The following is a 23,341-nucleotide window of genomic DNA, read 5'->3' on the forward strand; positions in this document are numbered from 1 at the left end:
TTACCGGGTCTTAATAACCAGACGGTTGGTTTGTTTTACTTCTTCCATCACCACGTAGGTGCGGGTGTCGTTAACGCCCGGCAGTCGAAGTAATGTCTCGCCTAACAACTTACGATAGGCTGACATGTCAGGTACGCGGGTTTTCAACAGGTAGTCGAAATCCCCAGAAACCAAATGACACTCCTGAATATCTTCAAGTTTTTGTACTGCTGCATTGAATTGCTCAAACACGTCCGGTGCACCACGGTTGAGTGTTATCTCAACAAACACCAGCAGCGATGCATCCAGATAGTGTGGATTGAGCAACGCGGTATATCCGTTAATGAAGCCTTGACGTTCTAAACGACGAACACGCTCCAGACACGGTGTTGGAGATAATCCCACTCTTTTGGAAAGCTCGACGTTTGAGATCCGGCCATCCTTTTGCAGTTCGTTGAGGATGTTACGGTCAATACGGTCGAGATCTTTTCCCGGACGCTTTTTGTTGTCTACCATTATTATTGTCTCTCTGCTGTCCTTCCCTGCACCTGCCATACCCTAGCCAACTTCAATGTGTCAGGGTTTGTCCCAAGCGAAGACCCGATAGTTTTAGGTTTGAGTATGCCGTTTGATTGCGTGAGTCCCCTGTCGAAAGAAAACGCTTTCAATGACGTTATACCGAGAAGAAATATCGCTGTGAAATGAATAGCTTGCGCAATGCTCGCTGTTTTCACTAAATCCTGCACAAGAAAAAACCAGCGAAACAACACCTTGAACAAGTCAGGTAGCAGCTGATCGTAGAATTTCAAGTCACAGGCAGGCGATTAATTTCTTCGTCCCTAGATGTTTTCGCAAATGCACAGCGGATTGTCAAAGTAAAAGAAGCAAAATCAGAAGAACGTGCCAGATTGAAATCTCACGGCCTCGTTTTTACCTATCTTTCAACGACCAATAATAACAAAACAATTAACCTACTTTTTCGTGCTAAAGCCTACATAAAGTCGGGATTTGCCGCGAAAAGGCCAGCGTTTGATGGAAAAATAACAAGCTCACAACATATTCATTGCCGGTTATTTGTCCAATCTTCAATCGGTTACCTCAAATGAGAGCTAACCGGGGTGTAGTTGTACGTGGGTTTGAAATTAAAAACTATCAGACAAATCGTTAACAACATCTGAGTTTGCTTTTTTTACTGCGCGGTTTTCCCTACAATCGGTTCATTGCTAGTCGCCATCACGGAGATGAATTGCTCATGAGTACGGTTAAACACAGTAAACTATTGATTTTAGGTTCAGGTCCAGCAGGTTACACGGCAGCGGTTTATGCCGCGCGCGCCAACCTGAATCCGGTATTGATCACCGGTATGGAAAAAGGCGGTCAATTGACTACCACCACAGAAGTGGAAAACTGGCCGGGCGACCCAGAGGGGCTGACAGGTCCGGGGCTGATGGAGCGCATGCACGAACATGCTGCGAAATTTAATACCGAGATCATCTTCGACCACATTAACAAAGTTGATTTGCAGAACCGCCCGTTCCGCCTGTTCGGTGACAGCGAAGAGTACACCTGTGACGCGTTAATCATCGCCACCGGGGCGTCTGCACGTTATATCGGCCTGCCTTCTGAAGAGGCGTTCAAAGGCAAAGGCGTTTCTGCCTGTGCGACCTGTGACGGTTTCTTCTATCGCAACCAGAAAGTCGCGGTAGTCGGTGGTGGTAACACCGCGGTTGAGGAAGCACTTTATCTGGCGAACATTGCCGAAGAAGTGCATTTGATTCACCGTCGCGACAGCTTCCGCGCTGAAAAAATTCTTATCGACCGTCTAAACGAGAAAGCCACCAAGGGCAACGTGGTGCTGCACACCAACAAGACCTTGGACGAAGTTCTGGGCGACCAGATGGGCGTAACCGGCGCTAACCTGCGTGATGCGCGCACCGACGAGCTGAGCAAGCTGGACGTCGCGGGCGTGTTCATCGCCATCGGCCACAGCCCTAACACTGCCATTTTCGACGGTCAGTTGGAGCTGGAAAATGGCTACATCAAGGTGCAATCCGGCATCCAGGGTAATGCCACTCAGACCAGCATTCCTGGCGTGTTTGCCGCTGGCGACGTGATGGACCATATCTATCGTCAGGCGATCACCTCTGCGGGCACCGGCTGTATGGCCGCGCTGGATGCAGAACGCTATCTGGACGGCTTGGCGAAACCTGCTGTCTAATCGCTGAATGCCAGACAATTATTAACTCCTCATGAGGCGGCCAATTGGCCGCCTCATTGTTTTGTTTTTTATGGAAATAACCGTTTTTATAGAAATAGATTTTTCAGCGTAAGTCCGAACATGTAACATGAGCGAGCTTTCGACTCAGCTCGGAATGCAACGGGTAATAGCACCGCCGTGGCGGCGCTTTTTTGGATCATGCGACCTGCGAGCGGGCTTCTTCAGCGTCATCCTGACTCTCCGTTCAATCGCATGTCACTCTATACGGAAATACCCCTGTGATTTCTGTATTGCTGCGCAGACTGATTGCCTGATGAATAAAACACGACAACAAGAACTCACCCGCTGGTTAAAGCAACAAAGCTCACGCGCCAAAGGCTGGATACGCCTGTCGATGATGCTGGGTTTACTCTCTGGTTTATTAATTCTTGCCCAAGCCTGGTTAATGGCGGGCCTGCTCCACAGCTTAATTATTCAAAACACGCCGCGCGACCAGCTGGTGCAAAGCTTCCTGCTCTTGGCGCTGACCTTCATTCTTCGCGCCGTAGTGACCTGGCTGCGTGAACAGGTGGGCTTTATTTGCGGCAAGATTATTCGTCGCGGAATGCGCAAGCTCGTGCTGGACAGGCTGGAGAAGCTTGGCCCGGCGTGGATCCAAGGCAAGCCAGCCGGAAGCTGGGCCACCATCATTCTCGAGCAAATTGAAGAGATGCAGGAGTACTACTCCCGCTATCTGCCGCAGATTGCGCTGGCGGGGATTATTCCCCTGCTGATTCTGGTGAGTATTTTCCCAATCAACTGGGCCGCGGGCATGATTCTGCTGGTCACCGCGCCATTAATCCCTATTTTTATGGCCTTGGTCGGCATGGGCGCGGCCGATGCCAATCGCCGCAACTTCACCGCCCTCGCGCGCCTGAGCGGCAATTTCTTAGACAGCCTGCGCGGCTTGGATACGCTGCGCCTGTTCCACCGCGCTCAGGCCGAAACCGCGCAGATCCAACGCTCTACCGAAAGTTTCCGCGCCCGCACCATGGACGTGCTGCGACTGGCGTTCTTGTCTTCCGCCGTGCTCGAGTTCTTCGCCTCAATCTCCATTGCCGTGGTCGCGGTCTACTTTGGCTTCTCCTATCTTGGTGAACTGAATTTCGGCAGCTACGGCACGCCTGTCACGCTGTTTGCCGGTTTTCTGGTGCTGATACTGGCTCCCGAGTTTTTCCAGCCGCTGCGCGATTTAGGCACCTTCTATCATGCTAAAGCACAGGCGGTGGGCGCGGCAGAGAGCCTGCTGACCTTCCTGAGTGCTGAAGCGGAAAGTCAGGGAGAAGGCACCCAGCCTTGGCCGATGGCAGTCGAGAGCGCCATTTCACTGGAAGCCGTCGACCTGATTATCCGCTCGCCGGACGGCAAAACGCTGGCTGGCCCACTTAATTTCACCCTGCCTGCGGGCAAGCGCGTGGCGCTGGTTGGCCTGAGCGGCGCGGGGAAAAGTTCGCTGCTCAACGCCCTGCTCGGCTTCCTGCCTTATCAAGGCTCGCTGAAAGCCAATGGCATAGAGTTGCAGGAGATAGCCCGCGTGGACTGGCGCCAGCAGCTCAGCTGGGTGGGACAAAACCCGCACCTTCCGGAGCAGAGCCTGCGGGCCAATATCTTGCTGGGCTGGCCGGATGCCAGCGAAGCGCAGCTGCAATCGGCTATCGAGCGCGCCTATGTCAGCGAGTTTCTCCCTCTGCTGCCTGAAGGCTTGGACACCGAGCTTGGCGACAGCGCGGCGCGCCTTTCCGTCGGGCAGGCTCAGCGCGTGGCCGTGGCTCGGGCTCTGCTCTCGCCTTGCCACCTGCTGCTGTTAGATGAACCGACAGCCAGCCTTGACGCCCACAGCGAAAAACGGGTAATGCAGGCGCTGAGCGACGCCTCTCAAGCACAAACCACGCTGCTGGTGACCCATCAGCTAGAAGACACCCGACATTACGATGAAGTATGGGTGATGGATAAAGGCCAGCTGATCGAGCAAGGCGGCTATCAACAATTGGCGAGCGGGAATGGCGCATTTTCCCGTTTGTTAGCTCAGCGCAGTCAGGAGCTATAAACATGAAAATTCTACTGCCTTATCTGGCGCTTTATCGCCGCCATTGGCTGCGTTTATCGCTCGGCATCGTGCTGGCGATCATCACCCTGCTGGCGAGTATTGGCCTGCTGACTCTTTCGGGCTGGTTCCTCGCGGCGTCGGCGCTGGCGGGCCTCGCGGGGCTTTATACTTTCAACTACATGCTGCCCGCTGCGGGCGTGCGCGGCGCGGCGATTTTCCGCACCGCCGGGCGCTACGCGGAGCGTCTGGTGAGCCACGACGCCACCTTCCGCGTGCTGGCGCACCTGCGCGTGTTTACCTTCACCAAAATTATGCCGCTCTCTCCGGGTGGCATGGCGCGCTTCCGTCAGGCAGATTTGCTTAACAGGCTGGTGGCCGACGTCGACACCCTCGACCACCTCTACCTGCGGGTTATCTCGCCGCTGGTCAGCGCGCTGGTGATTATTCTGGTCGTCACCTTCGGCCTGAGCTTCCTCGACCTGCATCTGGCCTTAACACTCGGCGGCATCATGCTGTTACTGATGCTGTTGCTTCCCTTGGTGTTTTACCGCGCGGGCCAGCCGATTGGCCGTGAATTAACCGAGCTGCGCGGCGCGTACCGCACTCAGCTCAACTCATGGTTGCAGGGCCAGTCGGAATTAGCCGTATTTGGCGCACAGGCGCGTTTTCGCCAGAGTATGAATGAGACGGAGAGCCGCTGGGTGAGCCGCCAACAGCAGCAAGCCAAGCTTTCAGGTCTGTCGCAGGCGATGATCATTGCCAGCGCCGGATTGACCGTTACGCTGATGCTGTGGCTGGCTGCCGGTGGCATTGGTGATATCGCCCAGCCCGGCGCGCTGATTGCCCTGTTTGTCTTCACCCCGCTGGCCGCCTTTGAGGCACTCGGCCCAGTCGCGGCGGCTTTCCAACATTTGGGGCAAGTGATTGCCTCCGCCCAGCGAGTAACGCAGATCATTGAGCAGCAACCCGCCGTCACCTTCCCGGCCCACGGCCCACAGGCTGAACAGCAGGTCGCGTTGGAAATTGAAAATCTCAGCTTCACCTATCCCGATCAGCCACTGCCAGTGCTCAAAGGCATCAATCTGCGGGTTAACTCTGGTGAACACGTGGCGCTGCTCGGCCAAACCGGCTGCGGTAAGTCGACGCTGTTACAGCTCATCACCCGCGCGTGGGACAGCAACCAGGGCATCCTGAACATTAACGGCGCGGCCATTGCGGATTACGATGAAGCCACGCTGCGCCAGATGATGACCGTGGTCAGCCAGCGGGTGCATATCTTCAACACCACGCTGCGGGAAAACCTGCGTATGGTAGCCCCGGCCAGCAGCGACGAGCAGCTGGTCAAGGCGCTGGAAGCCGTTGATCTTCAAGCTTTGCTGGCCGGTGATGGCTTAAACAGCTGGCTGGGAGAAGGCGGCAGGCAGCTCTCAGGCGGCGAACAGCGTCGCCTTGGCTTGGCGCGCGCCATCTTGCACGACGCCCCGCTGTGGCTGCTGGATGAGCCGACAGAGGGTCTCGACGCAGAAACCGAACGTCATATTCTGGCGCTGCTGCGCCAACATTGTGAAAAAAAGACGCTAATCTTAATTACCCATCGCCTCTACGGCTTGGAAAATATGGATAAGATCTGCGTGATGGAAGAGGGTCAAATAGTTGAGGAAGGCACTCACCAAGCGCTGATCGGCATGGCGGGTCGCTATGCACGTTTTCGTGCGCGCGGCTGACAAACTCTTTTGACCAATGAACAAGGACCCTATGCGGTTAGTCAAGCTTGAAGCGAATTCCGTCGTCTTCCCTAACCCGGAGACGGCGCTGCATGAACCTAACGGCCTGCTGGCGCTGGGCGGGGATTTAACCCCCCCTCGCCTGCTTTCGGCTTATCGCAGCGGTATCTTCCCCTGGTTCGAGCCGGGGGAAGTCATTCTCTGGTGGTCCCCTGACCCACGGGCCGTGCTCTACCCCGAAGAACGTCATATCAGCCGCAGCCTGCGCCGTTTTATGCGTCGGGAACCCTATCGCTTCACGCTTAACAAAGCGTTCGCTGAGGTGATTCACGCGTGCTCTCAGCAGCGTGATGAAGGCACCTGGATTGGCCCGCTGGTGAAGCGCGGTTATCAGGAGCTGCACGAAGCGGGCCATGCGCATTCGATTGAAGTGTGGGATGGCGACGAGCTGGTAGGCGGCATGTACGGCGTAAACGTCGGCGGATTATTCTGTGGAGAATCAATGTTCAGCCGCCGAGACAACGCCTCAAAGTGCGCCGTAATGATTTTTTGCCAACATTTTACCCGCTATGGTGGAGAACTGATTGACTGTCAGGTGCTCAACCCTCACACTGCGTCGCTGGGTGCGAGAGAGATCCCACGCCGCCAATTTTTGCAGTCGCTTTCCCGGCTTTCACAGCAACAATTACCGCCGGAATGCTGGCTGCCCCAAGACTTATCCCCACGTTATGAAGACCTGCCGACAGTCCCGATGGATAGGGAATAGATGCGATCGTCAACCATACTTCTTTACATAATGTGGGTTTTTCGGCATTATCACGCCGGTTAAAAACTATGGTAGTTAGACCTAGAGGATTCGATGGCCAAAGAAGACAATATTGAAATGCAGGGCACCGTACTTGATACGCTGCCAAACACTATGTTCCGCGTTGAGTTGGAAAACGGGCACGTAGTCACCGCACACATCTCCGGTAAAATGCGTAAGAACTACATCCGCATCCTGACGGGTGACAAAGTCACTGTAGAATTGACTCCTTACGACCTGAGCAAAGGCCGCATTGTCTTCCGTAGCCGCTAACAGGCGGCTCACTCATCGCTGATTTCCAGCGATACCCGAGGATACCCTCTTCGCCCTTCCTGCTTTTGCAAGGGCGTTTTGTGGTATCCGCAATTCGGCAATTTCTGCTATTTCCCTCTGGTATCAGCTTCAGGTTATCTACCCCATCCCACTGATACTCGGCGGAAAACAGGCATAAAAAAAGGCGATATCTCCATCGCCTTTTTACTTTTCAGCTACTGCTGCTGATGCTTAGTGCACCGCGCCTTCCGCTTTTTTCTTCTGCGCACTCATGAAATGGTACGTCAGTTTATCGGCACTCTTATCGAGGCCCACGGAGACTGAACCGCCATCAACCAGCGAACCAAACAGCAGTTCATTAGCCAACGGTTTCTTCAGGTTTTCCTGAACGGCACGGGTCATTGGACGTGCGCCCATGGCGCGGTCGTAGCCTTTGACTGTCAACCAGTCGCGCGCTTCGTCGCTGACTTCCAGAGACACGCCTTTCGCATCCAGCTGCGCCTGCAGTTCAACGATGAATTTGTCGACAACCTGCTGAATAACTTCAGTAGACAGGTGGTTGAACCAGATCACGTTGTCCAGACGGTTACGGAACTCTGGCGTAAAGACTTTCTTAATCTCTTCCATTGCGTCCGGGCTGTTATCCTGATGCACCAGACCAATAGATCTGCGCTCAGTTTCACGCACGCCGGCGTTGGTGGTCATGACCAGAATGACGTTACGGAAATCCGCTTTACGGCCGTTATTATCGGTCAGCGTACCGTTGTCCATTACCTGCAACAGCAGGTTGAAGACGTCCGGGTGCGCTTTCTCGATTTCATCCAGCAGCACAACCGCGTGCGGGTGCTTCAGCACGGCGTCGGTCAGCAAACCGCCTTGGTCGAAGCCGACATAGCCCGGAGGTGCACCAATCAAACGGCTGACGGTGTGACGCTCCATGTATTCGGACATATCGAAACGCAGCAGCTCAATGTCTAACGCTTTCGCCAGCTGTACGGTCACTTCGGTTTTACCGACCCCGGTCGGACCTGCGAACAGGAAGGAACCGACAGGCTTGTGATCCTGACCCAGACCGGCGCGACTCATTTTGATCGCCTCGGTCAGTGCTTCAATCGCCGGATCTTGCCCGAATACCAACATTTTCAGGCGATCGCCCAGATTCTTCAGCACGTCACGGTCGGTGGCCGATACTGTTTTCTCTGGAATACGCGCGATGCGCGCCACCACGCTTTCGATGTCGCTGACGTTAACGGTTTTCTTACGCTTGCTGACCGGCATCAACCGGCTGCGCGCGCCCGCTTCGTCAATCACGTCAATCGCCTTGTCCGGCAGATGACGGTCATTAATGTATTTCACTGACAGCTCAACCGCGGCGCGCACGGCTTTCGCGGTATAACGCACGTCGTGGTGAGCTTCGTATTTAGTTTTCAGACCATTAATGATCTGCACGGTCTCTTCGACGGTTGGCTCAGTAATATCAATCTTCTGGAAGCGACGCGCCAAGGCACGGTCTTTTTCAAAGATGTTGCTGAACTCCTGATAGGTCGTTGAGCCGATAACCCGAATTTTGCCGCTAGAAAGCAGTGGCTTAATCAGGTTGGCTGCATCAACTTGGCCGCCAGACGCCGCGCCCGCCCCGATGATGGTATGGATTTCATCGATAAACAGGATGCTGTTTTTGTCTTGCTCAAGCTGCTTGAGCAGTGATTTAAAACGTTTTTCGAAGTCACCGCGGTATTTGGTGCCCGCCAGCAGTGAGCCGATGTCGAGTGAGTACAGCGTGCAGTCGGCCATCACTTCAGGAACGTCGCCCTGCTCGATTCTCCAAGCAAGGCCTTCGGCGATAGCGGTTTTACCGACGCCTGACTCGCCCACCAGCAGTGGGTTATTTTTGCGACGACGGCAGAGAACCTGAATCGCACGCTCAAGCTCTTTGTCACGGCCAATCAGCGGGTCAATACCACCCACGCGCGCCAACTGGTTAAGGTTTGTGGTGAAGTTCTCCATACGATCTTCCCCCGCCGACTGCTCTTCGTTAACTGGGTTCTCTGCGTTGTTATTTGGCGCCTGACCTGGCTCATCTTTACGGGTACCGTGAGAGATGAAGTTGACCACGTCGAGACGGCTAACGTCATGTTTGCGCAGCAGATATGCGGCCTGGGATTCCTGTTCGCTGAAGATCGCGACCAGAACGTTTGCGCCAGACACTTCACTACGACCGGAAGATTGCACGTGGAATACCGCACGTTGCAGAACGCGCTGGAAACTCAGCGTAGGCTGGGTGTCGCGCTCTTCTTCACTGGCAGGTAAGGTGGGCGTGGTTTGTTCGATGAACGCTTCCAGTTCCTGGCGTAACGCCACCAGGTCAACGGTACAAGCTTCAAGCGCTTCACGGGCTGCAGGGTTGCTTAGCAACGCCAACAGCAGGTGCTCCACGGTCATAAACTCATGCCGGTGCTCACGGGCTCTTGCGAAAGCCATGTTGAGACTGAGTTCAAGTTCTTGATTGAGCATAGGCACCTCCCAAATAGATTGCCTTAATCAGGCTTTTTCCAGCGTACACAGCAACGGATGCTCGTTCTCCTTGGCGTACTTATTCACATGTGCGACTTTGGTTTCGGCTACTTCAGCGGTATAGACTCCGCAAATAGCTTTGCCTTTATAGTGCACCTGGAGCATCAGTTGCGTTGCACGTTCAATATCATAAGAAAAGAACTTTTGCAGAACGTCAATCACAAATTCCATCGGAGTGTAATCGTCGTTGTTTAATATAACTTTATACATAGATGGCGGTTTTACCTCATCCTTTAGCTTATCCGCCGCCAAGTGTTCGAAATTTAGCCAGTCTTGATTGTTACCCATTGCCTGTCCATCACCTTCTGAAGGTCTGTTATGACGTCAGCATTGTCTGGCACCCTTGCGCCTTAGCTTTCGTCATGACGTTTAACATTCATTTTACCATCTCTTAAAGCATCATGCCCCCGCGCATCTTCCACTCTTTGCTATCGGTAAAATCGTTGAAATAATGACCACATTATTTCAGGATCGTTACCTGCTTCAAAGTTTGGCTATCTGCTCAGGCATGACAAATGCCCTTCCCTTGACGTCCAAATCAATTCCACTAGAGTGTAATTTCGTGTGCAAAATACCGGCGATAAGTGCCTGTATTCAGCGACGTACGGGCATTCGTGCTCACTTATTAGCTCAATCTCTTCAACTCACCAAATAGTCTTGAGAGGGAAGTAGAAGCATGGAGACGGGTACTGTTAAATGGTTCAATAATGCTAAGGGCTTTGGTTTCATCTGTCCGCAAAACGGCGGTGAAGACATCTTTGCTCATTATTCCACTATCCAGATGGAGGGTTATCGCACCCTCAAAGCCGGGCAGCTAGTCAGCTTCGATGTCCATGAAGGGCCAAAAGGAAATCATGCAAGCCTCATTATTCCGGTGGAAAGTGAAGCGGTCGCCTGACCGTACTCATTGCCTTTTTGCCGCACCATCATGTTGCGTACTCTTTGCCAAATGCCAGTCTCATCTTGACTGGCATTTTTATTTATGGGGGAGAAACGATTGGCCTTCAAGCCCCGAAAAATAAAAAAGCACATTATTGTCAGTTTTGACCCGCCGTTTATCCCTCGCAGGCTAACGATTTACACTTTGTAACTTCAGCTAAACAGAACCCAAACAATTGTAAGTATTCCGCTGTGATCAAAATCACCGTTGATATTTGGTTTATTCACCAACTGCTCAAATAACGTCATTCAGCCTTGGAGGCTTGTGAAGAGCAGGTACATAACGATGAGTGCAATCAGCTACCCAATCGAAAATAGAAAAATACACTCTGGTATGCAGATGTTATCCGCATTGGTTTCCCGCCGCATGGTGCCTGGCCCTGCCTGGAACCGGACCAGCTATCGCTTGAAGTTTTTACTGCGCACGCTGTTGGCGCCGAAATCCACGCTGTCGCTGCTGGATTATCTGGCAAGCCACCCGATGCGCGACGAGATGCTGCGCGCAGCGCCGTCTCTGCCTTGCAAGCTGCACCGCGTTTATCAGTCAGTGAAGGTGAACCGCGAGATAGCCTTGAAAAATATTATTGCCCACTACGACCACTTCGCGGCGCAGGTGCCGCCCGCGCTGGGGCATGCGCATTTCTCCGACCAGCCGCTGCACATTGCCACGTTAGAAGGTAAAGAAGGCCAGCGCTACTTTATTCAGTTCAACGCCGCCGGGCGTCTGGATAAAGAAGGCGAAGCCACGCTGATGTTCACGCTGGAAAACGGCGAGCCGCTGGCTACCGTCACCTTCGCGTTGATTAACTACCGAGATCAGCCGACGCTGTTTATTGGAGCAATCCAAGGCCCGCGCGCCCACGTTGAGCACTCGCAGATTCAATCAGCGACCAAAGCCTGTCACGGCCTGTTCCCGAAGAAACTGGTGATGGAGGCCACCCTGCTACTGGCCGAGCTGACTCAAATGACGCAAATTGTTGCCGTCGCCAATAAAACCCACATCTATGAAAATGCCCGCTATAAGAAACGCAGGGGCATGATCTTCGCTGATTACGACAGCTTCTGGGAAACGCTGCAGGGCGAGCTAGAGGAAGACGATTATTACCATTTGCCTCGTCAGATCCCACACCGTCCGCTGGAAGAGATCGCCAGCAAGCGCCGCTCTGAGTACCGCCGTCGTTACCAGCTGCTGGATTCACTGGAAGCGCAAATTCGCCAAACCTTCTCGCAGGGTTTTGCCGCACCTCGTAAAACCGACGATTAGTCAGCCCTGCCCCGCGCCAGCCACGCGACGCGGGAAAACATTTGCCGCAGCAATGGTGGAATAGACCCCACGCCGCGTTGAGACGCCGCCAGCGCAACGTCGATGGCCAAGTCGGGTTTCGACGTGCGGTGAATCGCTTTGTCGATGATACGCCGTGGTGACATGGGTAGCGTGTCTGGCAGTGCCGCGTTGCGCCGATAGACATCTTCGAAGCCGCCGCGATAGAGGAAATGCTCTATATCCTGCGAAGGCAGCGCCGTCAGCCGATAGCGCAATGTGTCGTCGTATTTCTCAACGTTGCTGATCACCGTTGCGGCATACTTCTTCCCAGCCTCGTCGCCATCCACCAGCACGTGCCACTCAATTCCCATCTGACGAGCAAAGCGCATTAATGGCTTGAGGCCGCACTGGGCGAACTCAATCACCTTGATACCTTCTGACTCGAAGTGGTAACCACACTGGCGCGCCAACTGGTTGAGCAGCCACACTTCCGTTTCCCCTTCGACCAGCAGCCAGCAGCGGGCAAACAGCGACGACGGGCGGTTGAAACGAATATGAAACGCGATGCGGCGGCTGTCCTCCGAGCTTAGCCCTTCCGGGCCAATGCTGTAGGCCGCCACTCGCCCCGACTCGCGCACCAATCGGCATATCTGCTCTACCGGTACCAGCGACAGCAGCTCGCCGGAGTTGGTGGTGGTAATGCGCTGCAAGGGAAGCTGGTCGAGCAGCCCCCACGCCACCGACAGCATAATCGGGTGCAGACGGGTTTCCGGGTCTTCTATTAATAGCAGCGGGCGAGCATCGGGATGCAGCACCACCGAACCCTTAGCCTGCAATAATGTGGAAAACATCCCCAGCAGCATAACGCGCATACTGCGGCTGTTCGGCTCGGCAATCATTCGGTTGATATTGTCGAGGGAGCGCCATGCGCGGCGGCTCTCGGCCCGGCCGTGGCGCTTTTGCTGCCACGGCGCGCTGCTGCTGGTGCCCTGCTCGGCAAAATAGTGTTCTAACAGCTGCTGCATCGCCGCCAGCCCGCTGCGCAACTCACTGTTGGTCAGGTTCTGCGGGTTGTGGATCAGCCCGCGCGTCAGGTCGTCGAGCTGCTTAGCCATCTCTTCATTATTTTTAGCAAGGCGCGGGGCCAGCGTTTCACTACGTAAACGGCGAATAAACCGCGCATCGCGCAGCCGCAGCACCGGATTTAAAGTGATTAACGCCTGCGCAAGCGGATCAATAGTTTGCAAGTTCAGCGGCTGGCCGTTGGCAGAAAGGAAGCTGCGCAGCGTCAGCACGCTGCCGTCATCGTCCAGCTCCCCTTCGAGCCGATAATAGATGCGCGTGAGCTTGTCCGCGCACTTCACCCATAAAGGAGAAAGCGGGTTGAATCGCGGCGAGGTGTGGTGCCCGGCCTGATTCTCGCAGAAGGTGAAAACCACGTGCAGATATTTCGATTTGGACTGCTGTTCCCCGGCGGGGAAATAGAAATCTTCCTCTTTGAAGCAGTAGAGTTTGGGTTCAGGCGAAAGCAGCAGCGTCAGGGCATCCAGCAAGCTGGACTTACCCCAAGCATTTTCCCCCACCAGCACGGTATTGGTGGTGACGGAAGAGACGCCCTCCTCGCCCAGCGGGCCGCTGATGGAGGCGCCGCGCTGCGTGGGTTGGGTCAAGGTTAGCGATAACCGATTTAGACCACGAAATCCTGCAATATCGATATGTTCCAGATACATCGGGCGCTCCCTTCTGCTTCACCTGTGTTCAGCATGGCGTTAAAAATGCTGTTTGGTCAAGATATTGCCGCGCCATTTGCTGGTTAAAGCGACTTTACAGCGACACGGCTTTTGGTTAGCGTGTTGACCGCCCCTTCAGGACTCGCAACTACACGGAAAGCTTCATGTATTCAGGTTTACTGATCATTCTTTTGCCGCTGATCATCGGCTATCTCATTCCATTAAAAAAATCGGCTTTGCTTTATGCCATTAACCGCCTGCTGAGTTGGATGGTGTATGTGATCCTATTCATCATGGGCGTCAGCTTAGCCTTTCTCGATAATCTGAGTACGAATCTGCTGCTGATTTTCAAATACGCGGCGGTCTGTTTCTTGTGCATTTTCATTTTCAATTTTGTCGCACTTTGGCTGTTGGAAAAGCGTAAACCCTGGAAATCCAATCATCAGCAAGAGTCCCTGCCTTCTCGCCTGAATATGGCGATTGATTCACTCAAGCTGTGCGGCGTGGTGATCGCCGGTTTCATGCTCGGCCTGACCCAGTGGCACTGGCTGACTTACGCCTCAGAAGCCAGCGAAGTGGCGCTGATTTTCCTGCTGGCGCTAGTGGGGATGCAGCTGCGCAATAGCAGCATGACGCTGCGCCAAATCATCCTTAACCGCCGTGGCATATTAGTGGCGTCGGTGGTGGCCGTCAGCTCACTGGTCGGCGGCGCGCTGGCCGCGCTGCTGCTCGGCTTGCCGCTGAATACCGGATTGGCGATGGCCTCCGGCTACGGCTGGTACTCCCTCTCCGGCATTGTGTTGACGGACGCTTTCGGCCCGGTGGTCGGCAGCGCGGCGTTCTTTAACGATTTAGCCCGCGAGCTGTGCGCCATTATGCTGATCCCAACCTTGGTGCGCTCCAGCCGCTCCTCGGCGCTGGGCCTGTGTGGCGCAACCTCCATGGACTTCACCCTGCCGGTGCTGCAACGCAGCGGTGGATTGGACATGGTGCCACCGGCGGTGGTGCACGGCTTCTTGCTGAGCCTGATCGCGCCAATCCTGATGGCCTTCTTCTCCGCCTGACCTGTTTTACCTCGCGCTGGCCTCTGCGCCAGCGCGACGGCCTTTCTTCAGAAATTGCGCTAAATCAACCCATCTGCACTTATTCCACAAAGCACTTCAATTCTTTCCTGTTGCGTCTTAGGCTTAACTTAGAACATGCATTATAAATGCAACTTATAAAAGGAGTGGATAATGTTTTGTGTGCAATGTGAACAAACGGTGAGAACCCCGACCACCAGCGGCTGCGCCTATGCGCAGGGGATGTGTGGCAAAACGGCTGAAACCTCTGACCTGCAAGACCTGCTGGTGGCGGTGCTACAGGGCCTATCCTCGTGGGCGCTCATCGCCCGGGGCTATGACATCATTGATGCCGAAATTGATGCCTTTGCGCCCCGCGCCTTCTTCTCAACCTTAACCAACGTTAACTTTGACTCGGCGCGCATCGTGGCTTATGCCCGCGAAGCCATTAGCTATCGCGAATCCCTTGCCAGCCGCTGCCGCCTGATGGATCCGGCCATCAGCAACCCGCACCCTTTGGCAAATCTGACTTTGACCAGCGACGCCATCGACCAGCTACAGATTCAGGCCCAGCAGTTTGCCTTAAACAGCGATAAAGCCGAAGTCGGTGACGATATCCACGGCCTGCGCCTGCTCTGCCTGTATGGCCTGAAAGGGGCCGCCGCCTATATGGAACACGCCCACGTGCTGGGCCAGTCCGACACCCATATCTATGCCGATTATCACCGCCTCATGGCGTGGCTCGGCACCCGGCCTGCCGACATGGCCACCCTGCTGGAAAATGCCATGGGCATCGGCAAGATGAATTTCCGCGTGATGGAGATCCTCGATAAAGGCGAAACGGACGCCTACGGGCACCCGCAGCCGACGGCGGTGAACGTCAAGCCTCGCGCCGGGAAAGCCATTCTGATCTCCGGCCATGACCTGAAAGATTTGCAGATGCTGCTCGAACAGACCGCCGGCACTGGCATTAACATCTATACCCATGGTGAAATGCTTCCCGCCCACGGCTACCCGGAGTTGAAGAAGTATCCGCATCTGGCGGGCAACTACGGCAGCGGCTGGCAGAACCAGCAAATTGAATTCGCCAAATTCCCGGGGACGGTGGTGATGACCTCCAACTGCATTATTGACCCGAATGTCGGCAACTACGGTGACCGGATCTGGACCCGCAGCATTGTCGGCTGGCCGGGCGTGAAGCATCTGGAAGGGGAAGATTTTGCGCCGGTGATTGCTCAAGCCTTGGCCGAGCCGGGATTCAAATACAGTGAAATCGAGCAGGAGATCACCGTCGGCTTTGGCCGCGAAACCCTGCTCGGCGCGGCCGACACGGTAATTGACTTGGTGGCCAGCAAACAGCTGCGCCACATTTTCCTGATTGGCGGCTGTGACGGCAGTCGTGGCGAACGCAGCTACTTCACCGACTTAGCCCGCGCCGTGCCCGACGACTGCCTGATCATGACGCTGGCCTGCGGCAAATATCGCTTCAACAAGCTGGACTTCGGCACCCTCGGCCCGCTGCCCCGCCTGCTGGACGTCGGCCAGTGCAACGATGCCTACTCGGCCATCATGCTGGCGGTGCATCTGGCCGACAAGCTGGGCTGCAGCGTCAACGACCTGCCGCTGAGCCTGGTGCTGTCATGGTTTGAGCAGAAAGCGATTGTTATTTTGCTGACTCTGCTTTCGCTCGGGGTGAAGAATATTGCCACCGGCCCGACGGCTCCGGCCTTCCTGACAGAAAACCTGTTGAACGTGCTGAAGGAAAAATTCGGCCTGCGCGCCATCACCTCGGTTGAGGACGACCTGCGCCAGATGTTGCCACAATAATTTCACCCGGCCGGTGCGCGACACCGGCCCCTCGAGGAACGCGCCATGACTTTCCCTCTGTTTGCCGACCAACCCACGCTGCTGTGCCCCAATCGCCTGCAGGTGCATGACATTCAACAAGAAACCGCCGATGTCTGGACTTTATCTCTGTTCAGCCATGTGCCTTATGACTACCAGCCCGGCCAGTTTGCGCTGGTGAATATTGGCACTAGCGGCCAGGTGCAGCGGGCATATACCCTCTCCTCCACGCCCGGCGTCAGTCCGTTTATCACCCTGACGGTTCGCCAAATTGCCGACGGCCAAGGCTCGAATTGGCTGACTCAACAGGTGAAAGTGGGCGACTATCTCTGGCTTTCAGATGCTCAGGGCAGCTTTGTCTGCGACGGCGACCAGCCCCTGCTGCTACTGGCGGCGGGCTGCGGCGTGACGCCAATTATGTCGATTTGCCGCGCGGTTCTACAGCAAACGCCCGCCAGACCCGTGACGGTGTTTTACAGCGTGCGCAGCCCACAGGATGTGATTTTCGCCGATCAGTGGCGGAAGTTGGCCGCACGCCACCCACAGTTAAACTTAACGTTATTATCCGAGAACAATGCAACAGAGGGCTTTGTCGCCGGGCGACTGAGCCAAGACCTGTTGGAGACTGGTGTGAAGGACATGGCGGCGCGACGGGTGATGATTTGCGGCCCGGCGCCTTATATGCGGCTAGCTGAACAGTGGGTTAAAGCCCTTGGCGCGGCGGACAATAGCGTCATCACCGAGCAGTTCCACCAGCCGATTGCCGAGCCACAAAGCAATAAGCTGCTGACGATGACTCGCCTGACGCCGCTTGCCCACTACAAGGTGCCCGTCGGTTCTACCCTGCTGGCGGCGATGGAGCAGCACCAAATGCCGGTCAATGCCGCCTGCCGCGCCGGTGTCTGCGGCAGTTGTAAAACCCGCGTGATCGGCGGCGATTTCACGACCACTAGCCAAATGACCCTGACCGACGCCGAGATAGCCGAAGGCTACGTCTTGGCCTGTAGCTGCCAGCTGCATGGCGACGTGACCTTAGCCTAATTCCCTTTCCCCGACTCCCGGCCTGCCTGTAGACATCTAGATTTACAGTTAGGCCGGATAGATTTACAAAACTACAACCCACTCCCTGACCTTTTCTGTAAGGTTGAAGACCAATACGGAAATCTATCGAAATCTTAAAAGCATTCTCGAAACAAATCACATTTGCATCATGAACTATGATTAGCGGAGCTTTTAACTTATCGATGCGATCGATTAAACAGTCTATCTGGAGGGATCTATGAAACACACCGTGGCTTCGCTGCTGGCAAAAACACTTGAAGAAGCTGGCGTTAAACGGATTTGGGGCGTCACCGGCGATTCCCTTAATGGGCTTAGCGATAGTTTAAACCGCATGGGAACCATCGAATGGATGGGCACCCGACATGAAGAAGTGGCCGCCTTTGCCGCCGGCGCGGAAGCCCAGCTGACGGGCGAACTGGCGGTATGCGCCGGCTCCTGCGGGCCCGGCAACCTGCACTTAATCAACGGTCTGTTTGACTGCCACCGCAACCACGTGCCGGTGGTGGCGATTGCCGCCCACATCCCTTCGAGCGAAATCGGTACCGGCTATTTCCAGGAAACTCACCCTACCGAGCTGTTCCGCGAGTGCAGCCACTATTGTGAGATGATCACCCATCCCGACCAGTTGCCGCAGGTGCTGGGCATCGCCATGCGCAAAGCCATTCTCAATCGCGGCGTGTCGGTGATAGTGCTGCCGGGCGACGTGGCGCTAAAGCCTGCACCGGAAGACGCGACGGCCAAATGGTATCCGCCGCAGCTGCCGCTGGTGCTGCCAAATCTGTCCGAAATGGAAAAGCTGGTGGAAGTGCTCAAGGGTGCGAAAAACATCACCCTGATGTGCGGCAGTGGCTGTGCCGGTGCCCATGATGAAGTGGTGAAACTGGCAGAAACCCTCAAAGCGCCGGTGGTTCACGCCCTGCGTGGCAAAGAGCATATTGAGTGGGACAACCCTTATAGCGTCGGGATGACCGGCCTGATTGGCTTCTCATCCGGCTACCACGCCATGATCAATGCCGACACGCTGATCCTGCTCGGCACCCAGTTCCCTTACCGCGCCTTCTACCCAACAGACGCCACTATCATCCAGATTGATATCAATCCGGGCAGCATTGGGGCGCACTGTCAGGTGGACATGGCGCTGGTGGGTGATATTAAAACCACGCTGACCGCGCTGCTGCCGAAGTTGCAGGAGAAAAGCGACCGTAAATTCCTCGACAAGGCGCTGAAACACTATCAAGAGGCGCGCAAAGACCTCGATGGCCTCGCCACGATGAATGACAAACAGGCGATCCACCCGCAGTATTTGGCGCAACAGATTAGCCGCTTTGCCGATGCCGACGCGGTGTTCACCTGTGACGTGGGTACCCCGACCGTCTGGGCCTGCCGCTACTTGCAGATGAACGGCCAGCGCCGCCTGATTGGCTCCTTTAACCACGGTTCGATGGCTAACGCCATGCCACAGGCACTGGGCGCACAGGCCATTGACCGTAACCGTCAAGTGGTCGCCATGTGCGGCGACGGCGGCTTCACCATGCTGATGGGGGATTTCCTGACGCTGGCGCAGCAGAAGCTGCCGGTGAAAATCATCATCTTCAACAACAGCGTGCTGGGCTTTGTGGCGATGGAGATGAAGGCCGGGGGCTATCTGACCGACGGCACCGAGCTGAAAAATCCGAACTTCGCCGCCATGGCTGAAGCCGCGGGCATCAAAGGCATTCGCGTGGAGAAAGCTTCCGACGTCGATGCCGCGCTGCAAGACGCCTTTGCCTACGAAGGCCCGGTGCTGGTTGACGTGGTGACCGCCACCGACGAGCTGGCGATGCCGCCGCAAATCAAACTTGAGCAGGCCAAGGGCTTCAGCCTGTATATGCTGCGCGCGGTGATCAACGGCCGTGGCGACGAAGTGGTAGAACTGGCGAAAACCAACTGGCTGCGATAACCCCGTCGGGGATATAGTGCTGTGAGTACTGCGCGGGTTGTTGCAAAACGGCCCGCGCAGCTTCCGCCCCTTCTCCACTTTTCTAAAAGGACTCCGACGTTGATCGATTTACGCAGTGATACAGTGACTCGCCCGAGCGAAGCAATGCGTCAGGCTATGGCTCATGCAGAAGTGGGCGACGATGTGTACGGGGATGACCCGACGGTTAATGCATTGCAAGAACTGGCCGCCAGGCTTACCGGCAAAGAAGCCGCGCTGTTTATGCCGACCGGCACTCAGGCCAATTTGGTGGCTCTGCTGACCCATTGTCAGCGTGGCGACGAGTACATTGTCGGCCAAAAAGCCCACAACTATATGTATGAAGCCGGTGGTGCCGCCGTGCTCGGCAGTATCCAGCCCCAGCCGCTGGAGATGGACGCCGATGGCTCCATTCCTCTCGACAAAGTGGCTGCCGCCATCAAGCCGGACGACATTCACTTCGCGCGGACTCGTCTGTTGAGTCTGGAAAATACCCACAGCGGCAAGGTACTGCCACTGGATTACCTGCAAAAAGCCTTTGAATTTACCCGCGAAAAAGGGCTGGCGCTGCACATTGACGGCGCACGCATCATGAATGCCAGCGTCGCGCTGAACGTGCCGTTGATCGAGATAACCCAATATTGCGACACCCTGACCATCTGCCTGTCGAAAGGTCTGGGGACGCCGGTTGGCTCGGTGCTGTGCGGCAGCCGCGAGTACATTACCCGCGCCAATCGCTGGCGCAAGATGACCGGCGGTGGCTGGCGTCAGGCGGGCATTCTGGCAGCAGCGGGGATTTATGCGTTAGAAAACAACGTTGAACGCCTAAAAGAAGACCACGACAACGCGGTCTGGCTTGAGCAGCAGTTGCGGGCGATTGGCGTGGAAATCGCCGCGCCGGGCGCGCAGACCAACATTCTGTACATCAAGCAATCTGCCGAGTTGGCCGCCAAACTTGGCCCGTGGATGCGCGAGCGTGGGGTGATCCTCAGCGCCGGTCCGCTGACTCGTCTGATCACACATATCGACATTAGTCGGGCTGATCTGCAAAAAGTCGTGTCTCTGTGGCAAGACTTCCTGCAACATCACGCCAAGTAAGCTTTGCGATGAATAAACAAAGCGGCTTAAGCGCCGCTTTTTTATCATCGATTTTTTCCTCAATGAGCGAAATGGATGATGCCAGTGTCAATACCAACCACAAGGGTCGTGGTGCTTGGGGCCAGCGGTTACATCGGCCAGCATCTGACTTCACATCTCAGCCAGCAGGGCTATCAGGTCACTGCGGCAGCAAGGCGCGTCGAGTGGCTACAGCAGCAGAAATGGCCCAATGTGCGCTGCTGCTTCGCGGATGTGTATAACAGCAAAAGTTTGAAAGAAGCGTTCGCAGGTGCCGACGTGCTGGTCTATCTGGTTCACTCCATGAGCGAGGATGACGACCTGCTGGAGAAAGAGCGACAGGCGGCGCAAAACACCCTGCTGGCGCTGAAAGAGTCCTCCATCAAACACATTGTCTATCTCGGCTCGATGCAGCCGCAAGCCAGCCACTCCGCCCATCTGCAAGCGCGAAAACTCACCGGCGACCTGCTGCGACGTGGCGATATTCCGGTGACGGAACTGCGCGCGGGCATTGTGATCGGCGCAGGATCTGCTGCCTTCGAAGTAATGCGCGACATGGTCTACAACTTGCCAATCCTCACGCCGCCGCGCTGGGTGCGCTCGAAATCATCCCCGCTGGCACTGGAAAACTTGCTGAATTATCTCAGCGGGCTGATTGCCCTTCCCCCGCAGTCACATCGCCATTTCGACGCGGGCGGCCCGGAATATATGAGTTACCAGACGCTGTTTGAACGCTTTATCGCCATCAGTGGTAAACGCCGCTGGCTGCTGCCGTTACCTCTGCCGACATCGCTGATTTCAGTCTACTTCCTGAGTCTTATTACCTCGGTGCCGACGCCGCTGGCGAAGGCGCTGATCCAGGGGCTGAAACATGATTTACCCGCCGACAGCGCGGCGCTGCGCCAGCTTATTCCGCAGAAACTCATCACGGTAAACGAGTCGATTCGCGCTACGCTGGCGCAGGAAGAGCAGCAGGTGCTCGACTCCTCAGACTGGCATTACGACGCTGACGCCCGCGCCCGCTGGCGTCCGGGTTACGGCTACTACCCGAAGCAGGCCGGATTTAAGCTGGAAACCACGGCATCTAAAGCTGCGCTGTGGCAGGTCATTCAGCAATTAGGCGGCAAAGAGGGTTATTTCTACGCCAACAAACTGTGGCGGCTGCGCGCCAGAATCGATGATTTGCTCGGTGGGCGCGTGAAGTATGGCCGACCGGATCGCCCGCAGCTGCGGCTGGGTGACAAGATTGACGGCTGGAAAGTGATTGGGCTGCAGCCCCAGCGCGAACTGTCGCTGCTGTTTGGCATGAAAGCGCCGGGGCTGGGGCGGCTCACCTTCACCATTACCGATCACGGCGACAGCCGCAGCATCGACGTCCGGGCATGGTGGCACCCGGCGGGCTTTAGCGGTTTGCTCTACTGGTTCAGCATGATGCCCGCTCATCAGTTTATTTTTCGTGGCATGGCGAAGCGCATTGCCAGCCTCGCCCGGCAAAAAGATCGCTGCGGCCTGTGACGCGGATTATTTCCCGCGCAGTCGCACCGGCTGGCGTCACGCTTTCCGCCTTTCCGATTGCAAGTAGCACAATTTCACGAAAGAATGGCACCCTTATTGCTCATGGGTATTGGATTGAACCTCAGCCCCGTAAAAAAGCGTTGGAATTGACCTATTTATGAAAGTACTCGTGACAGGCGCCAGCAGCGGTCTTGGCCGCAATGCCGTAGAATTTCTGCGTAACAAAGGCATTAGCGTCAGGGCGACGGGGCGTAACGCTGCAATGGGCTCGCTGTTGCAAAAAATGGGCGCGGAGTTCGTCCACGCGGACCTCACCAGCCTGGTGTCATCGCAGGCCAAAGTACTGCTGGCGGATGTGGACACCCTGTGGCACTGCTCGGGGATGATTTCCCCATGGGGCAGCGAGCAGGAGTTCGAACTGGCCAACGTGCGCGCCACGCGCCGCCTTGGCGAATGGGCCACCGCCTACGGTGTCGAAAACTTCGTCCACCTCTCTTCGCCCGCGATCTACTTCGACTTCCACCATCATCGCAATATAAAAGAAGATTTTCGCCCCAACCGTTTTGCTAACTCCTTTGCTCGCAGCAAGGCAGCGGCCGAACAGGTGATCACCACGCTGGCGCTGTCCAATCCACAGACTCACTTCACGATTTTACGCCCGCAGGGGGTGTTTGGGCCGCACGACAATGTGCTGCTGCCGCGCCTGCTGCAAATGTTGAAATACGGCGGGACGCTGATGCTGCCGCGCGGTGGTGAAGCGCTGGTCGACATGACTTATGTGGAAAACGCCGTGCACGCCATGTGGCTGGCGACGCAGACCCAAAAGACCGAATCCGGCCGCGCCTTCAACATCACCAACCAGCAGCCGCGACCGCTGCGAACCATGGTGGAGCATTTGATGGACGCGCTGGAGATGAATTACCGCATTCGCTCGGTGCCCTATCCGCTGCTGGACATGATGGCGCGCGGCATGGAGAAGATCAGCAAGAACTCGCACAAAGAGCCGGTGTTGACCCACTACAGCGTCGCCAAGCTCAATTTCGATCTCACCCTCGACACGCAGCGCGCGCAGGATGAATTGGGCTATCGCCCGGTGATCTCACTCGATCAGGGCATTATCCGCACCGCCAACTGGCTGCGCGACCACGGCCGTCTGCAAGGTTTGCAGGGCGTCGGTAATAAGCGCGACTAAC

At 55.8% G+C, this 23,341-nt stretch carries 18 protein-coding genes; 14 read left to right on the plus strand and 4 right to left on the minus strand.

Annotation, left to right across the window (positions count from 1 at the left end; genetic code table 11):
- Complete coding sequence (lrp, locus tag ACT3RT_RS07390) at positions 1-495, minus strand: leucine-responsive transcriptional regulator Lrp (RefSeq protein ID WP_013574775.1); 495 nt, start codon at positions 493-495, stop codon at positions 1-3.
- Between the two features lie 736 nt (positions 496-1,231).
- On the opposite strand from lrp, the gene trxB reads away from it, so the two are divergent.
- The 5 genes from trxB to infA all read left to right on the plus strand — a co-directional run bounded on the left by trxB (position 1,232) and on the right by infA (position 7,085).
- Entirely contained in the window at positions 1,232-2,197 is a 966-nt protein-coding gene (gene trxB / locus ACT3RT_RS07395) for a thioredoxin-disulfide reductase (RefSeq protein ID WP_353501535.1), read from the plus strand.
- 313 nt (positions 2,198-2,510) lie between these two features.
- The gene (cydD, locus tag ACT3RT_RS07400) at positions 2,511-4,283 is read left to right on the plus strand and encodes a heme ABC transporter permease/ATP-binding protein CydD (RefSeq protein ID WP_496202750.1); all 1,773 of its coding nucleotides are present in this window, start codon (positions 2,511-2,513) and stop codon (positions 4,281-4,283) included.
- A gap of 2 nt (positions 4,284-4,285) precedes the next feature.
- Positions 4,286-6,007, plus strand: coding sequence for a heme ABC transporter ATP-binding protein/permease CydC (gene cydC / locus ACT3RT_RS07405; RefSeq protein ID WP_496202751.1), 1,722 nt, complete (start codon positions 4,286-4,288; stop codon positions 6,005-6,007).
- A gap of 31 nt (positions 6,008-6,038) precedes the next feature.
- A complete protein-coding gene (gene aat / locus ACT3RT_RS07410; RefSeq protein WP_496202752.1) occupies positions 6,039-6,773 on the plus strand; it encodes a leucyl/phenylalanyl-tRNA--protein transferase in 735 nt (244 codons plus the stop codon).
- 93 nt (positions 6,774-6,866) lie between these two features.
- Positions 6,867-7,085, plus strand: a complete 219-nt coding sequence (gene infA, locus ACT3RT_RS07415; RefSeq protein WP_002211347.1) for a translation initiation factor IF-1 — start codon at positions 6,867-6,869, stop codon at positions 7,083-7,085.
- Between the two features lie 231 nt (positions 7,086-7,316).
- On the opposite strand, the gene clpA is transcribed toward infA, so the two are convergent.
- Together clpA and clpS are read right to left on the minus strand one after the other, a co-directional pair.
- Positions 7,317-9,599, minus strand: a complete 2,283-nt coding sequence (gene clpA, locus ACT3RT_RS07420) for an ATP-dependent Clp protease ATP-binding subunit ClpA (RefSeq protein WP_353501531.1) — start codon at positions 9,597-9,599, stop codon at positions 7,317-7,319.
- A gap of 27 nt (positions 9,600-9,626) precedes the next feature.
- A complete protein-coding gene (gene clpS, locus ACT3RT_RS07425; RefSeq protein ID WP_034789108.1) occupies positions 9,627-9,947 on the minus strand; it encodes an ATP-dependent Clp protease adapter ClpS in 321 nt (106 codons plus the stop codon).
- 388 nt (positions 9,948-10,335) lie between these two features.
- Here clpS and cspD point away from each other — a divergent pair, with 388 nt between their 5' ends.
- Complete coding sequence (cspD, locus tag ACT3RT_RS07430) at positions 10,336-10,557, plus strand: cold shock-like protein CspD (protein ID WP_034789106.1); 222 nt, start codon at positions 10,336-10,338, stop codon at positions 10,555-10,557.
- A 327-nt stretch (positions 10,558-10,884) separates the two neighbouring features.
- The gene (locus ACT3RT_RS07435; RefSeq protein ID WP_496202753.1) at positions 10,885-11,862 is read left to right on the plus strand and encodes a VirK/YbjX family protein; all 978 of its coding nucleotides are present in this window, start codon (positions 10,885-10,887) and stop codon (positions 11,860-11,862) included.
- On the opposite strand, the gene ACT3RT_RS07440 is transcribed toward ACT3RT_RS07435, so the two are convergent.
- Positions 11,859-13,592: a DUF2813 domain-containing protein gene (locus ACT3RT_RS07440; RefSeq protein ID WP_496202754.1), complete on the minus strand. Its 1,734-nt coding sequence runs from the start codon at positions 13,590-13,592 to the stop codon at positions 11,859-11,861. The genes ACT3RT_RS07435 and ACT3RT_RS07440 overlap by 4 nt on opposite strands.
- Before the next feature lie 164 nt (positions 13,593-13,756).
- Here ACT3RT_RS07440 and ACT3RT_RS07445 point away from each other — a divergent pair, with 164 nt between their 5' ends.
- From ACT3RT_RS07445 to ACT3RT_RS07475, 7 genes are all read left to right on the plus strand, one after another.
- Positions 13,757-14,656 (plus strand): LysO family transporter, encoded by a 900-nt coding sequence (locus tag ACT3RT_RS07445; protein ID WP_485902713.1) that lies wholly within the window; start codon positions 13,757-13,759, stop codon positions 14,654-14,656.
- 171 nt (positions 14,657-14,827) lie between these two features.
- Positions 14,828-16,480 carry a hydroxylamine reductase gene (gene hcp, locus ACT3RT_RS07450; RefSeq protein WP_496202755.1) on the plus strand — a complete coding sequence of 551 codons (1,653 nt, stop codon included), beginning with the start codon at positions 14,828-14,830 and terminating at the stop codon, positions 16,478-16,480.
- Between the two features lie 45 nt (positions 16,481-16,525).
- Entirely contained in the window at positions 16,526-17,539 is a 1,014-nt protein-coding gene (hcr, locus tag ACT3RT_RS07455) for an NADH oxidoreductase (protein ID WP_496202756.1), read from the plus strand.
- 238 nt (positions 17,540-17,777) lie between these two features.
- On the plus strand, positions 17,778-19,499 hold the full coding sequence (gene poxB, locus ACT3RT_RS07460; RefSeq protein ID WP_496202757.1) for a ubiquinone-dependent pyruvate dehydrogenase: 1,722 nt from the start codon (positions 17,778-17,780) through the stop codon (positions 19,497-19,499).
- Positions 19,500-19,598: 99 nt separating this feature from the next.
- Positions 19,599-20,615 (plus strand): low-specificity L-threonine aldolase, encoded by a 1,017-nt coding sequence (ltaE, locus tag ACT3RT_RS07465; RefSeq protein ID WP_353501524.1) that lies wholly within the window; start codon positions 19,599-19,601, stop codon positions 20,613-20,615.
- 90 nt (positions 20,616-20,705) lie between these two features.
- On the plus strand, positions 20,706-22,148 hold the full coding sequence (locus ACT3RT_RS07470; protein WP_496199821.1) for a DUF2867 domain-containing protein: 1,443 nt from the start codon (positions 20,706-20,708) through the stop codon (positions 22,146-22,148).
- A 157-nt stretch (positions 22,149-22,305) separates the two neighbouring features.
- Positions 22,306-23,340, plus strand: a complete 1,035-nt coding sequence (locus tag ACT3RT_RS07475) for an NAD-dependent epimerase/dehydratase family protein (RefSeq protein ID WP_353501523.1) — start codon at positions 22,306-22,308, stop codon at positions 23,338-23,340.
- The last annotated feature ends 1 nt before the right edge of the window (position 23,341 follow it).

The sequence above is a fragment of the Ewingella sp. AOP9-I1-14 genome (genome assembly GCF_052375995.1).
GTDB classification, from domain to species: domain Bacteria; phylum Pseudomonadota; class Gammaproteobacteria; order Enterobacterales; family Enterobacteriaceae; genus Ewingella; species Ewingella allii.

Bases quoted from the DNA above. Each gene is read 5' to 3' on its own strand.
- aat (WP_496202752.1), top strand. From the start codon at position 6,039: ATGCGGTTAGTCAAGCTTGAAGCGAATTCCGTCGTCTTCCCTAACCCG.
- cydC (WP_496202751.1), top strand. From the start codon at position 4,286: ATGAAAATTCTACTGCCTTATCTGGCGCTTTATCGCCGCCATTGGCTG.
- infA (WP_002211347.1), top strand. From the start codon at position 6,867: ATGGCCAAAGAAGACAATATTGAAATGCAGGGCACCGTACTTGATACG.
- ACT3RT_RS07475 (WP_353501523.1), top strand. From the start codon at position 22,306: ATGAAAGTACTCGTGACAGGCGCCAGCAGCGGTCTTGGCCGCAATGCC.
- hcp (WP_496202755.1), top strand. From the start codon at position 14,828: ATGTTTTGTGTGCAATGTGAACAAACGGTGAGAACCCCGACCACCAGC.
- lrp (WP_013574775.1), bottom strand. From the start codon at position 495: ATGGTAGACAACAAAAAGCGTCCGGGAAAAGATCTCGACCGTATTGAC.
- hcr (WP_496202756.1), top strand. From the start codon at position 16,526: ATGACTTTCCCTCTGTTTGCCGACCAACCCACGCTGCTGTGCCCCAAT.
- cydD (WP_496202750.1), top strand. From the start codon at position 2,511: ATGAATAAAACACGACAACAAGAACTCACCCGCTGGTTAAAGCAACAA.
- ACT3RT_RS07440 (WP_496202754.1), bottom strand. From the start codon at position 13,592: ATGTATCTGGAACATATCGATATTGCAGGATTTCGTGGTCTAAATCGG.
- ACT3RT_RS07435 (WP_496202753.1), top strand. From the start codon at position 10,885: ATGAGTGCAATCAGCTACCCAATCGAAAATAGAAAAATACACTCTGGT.
- trxB (WP_353501535.1), top strand. From the start codon at position 1,232: ATGAGTACGGTTAAACACAGTAAACTATTGATTTTAGGTTCAGGTCCA.
- poxB (WP_496202757.1), top strand. From the start codon at position 17,778: ATGAAACACACCGTGGCTTCGCTGCTGGCAAAAACACTTGAAGAAGCT.
- clpA (WP_353501531.1), bottom strand. From the start codon at position 9,599: ATGCTCAATCAAGAACTTGAACTCAGTCTCAACATGGCTTTCGCAAGA.
- cspD (WP_034789106.1), top strand. From the start codon at position 10,336: ATGGAGACGGGTACTGTTAAATGGTTCAATAATGCTAAGGGCTTTGGT.
- ACT3RT_RS07445 (WP_485902713.1), top strand. From the start codon at position 13,757: ATGTATTCAGGTTTACTGATCATTCTTTTGCCGCTGATCATCGGCTAT.
- clpS (WP_034789108.1), bottom strand. From the start codon at position 9,947: ATGGGTAACAATCAAGACTGGCTAAATTTCGAACACTTGGCGGCGGAT.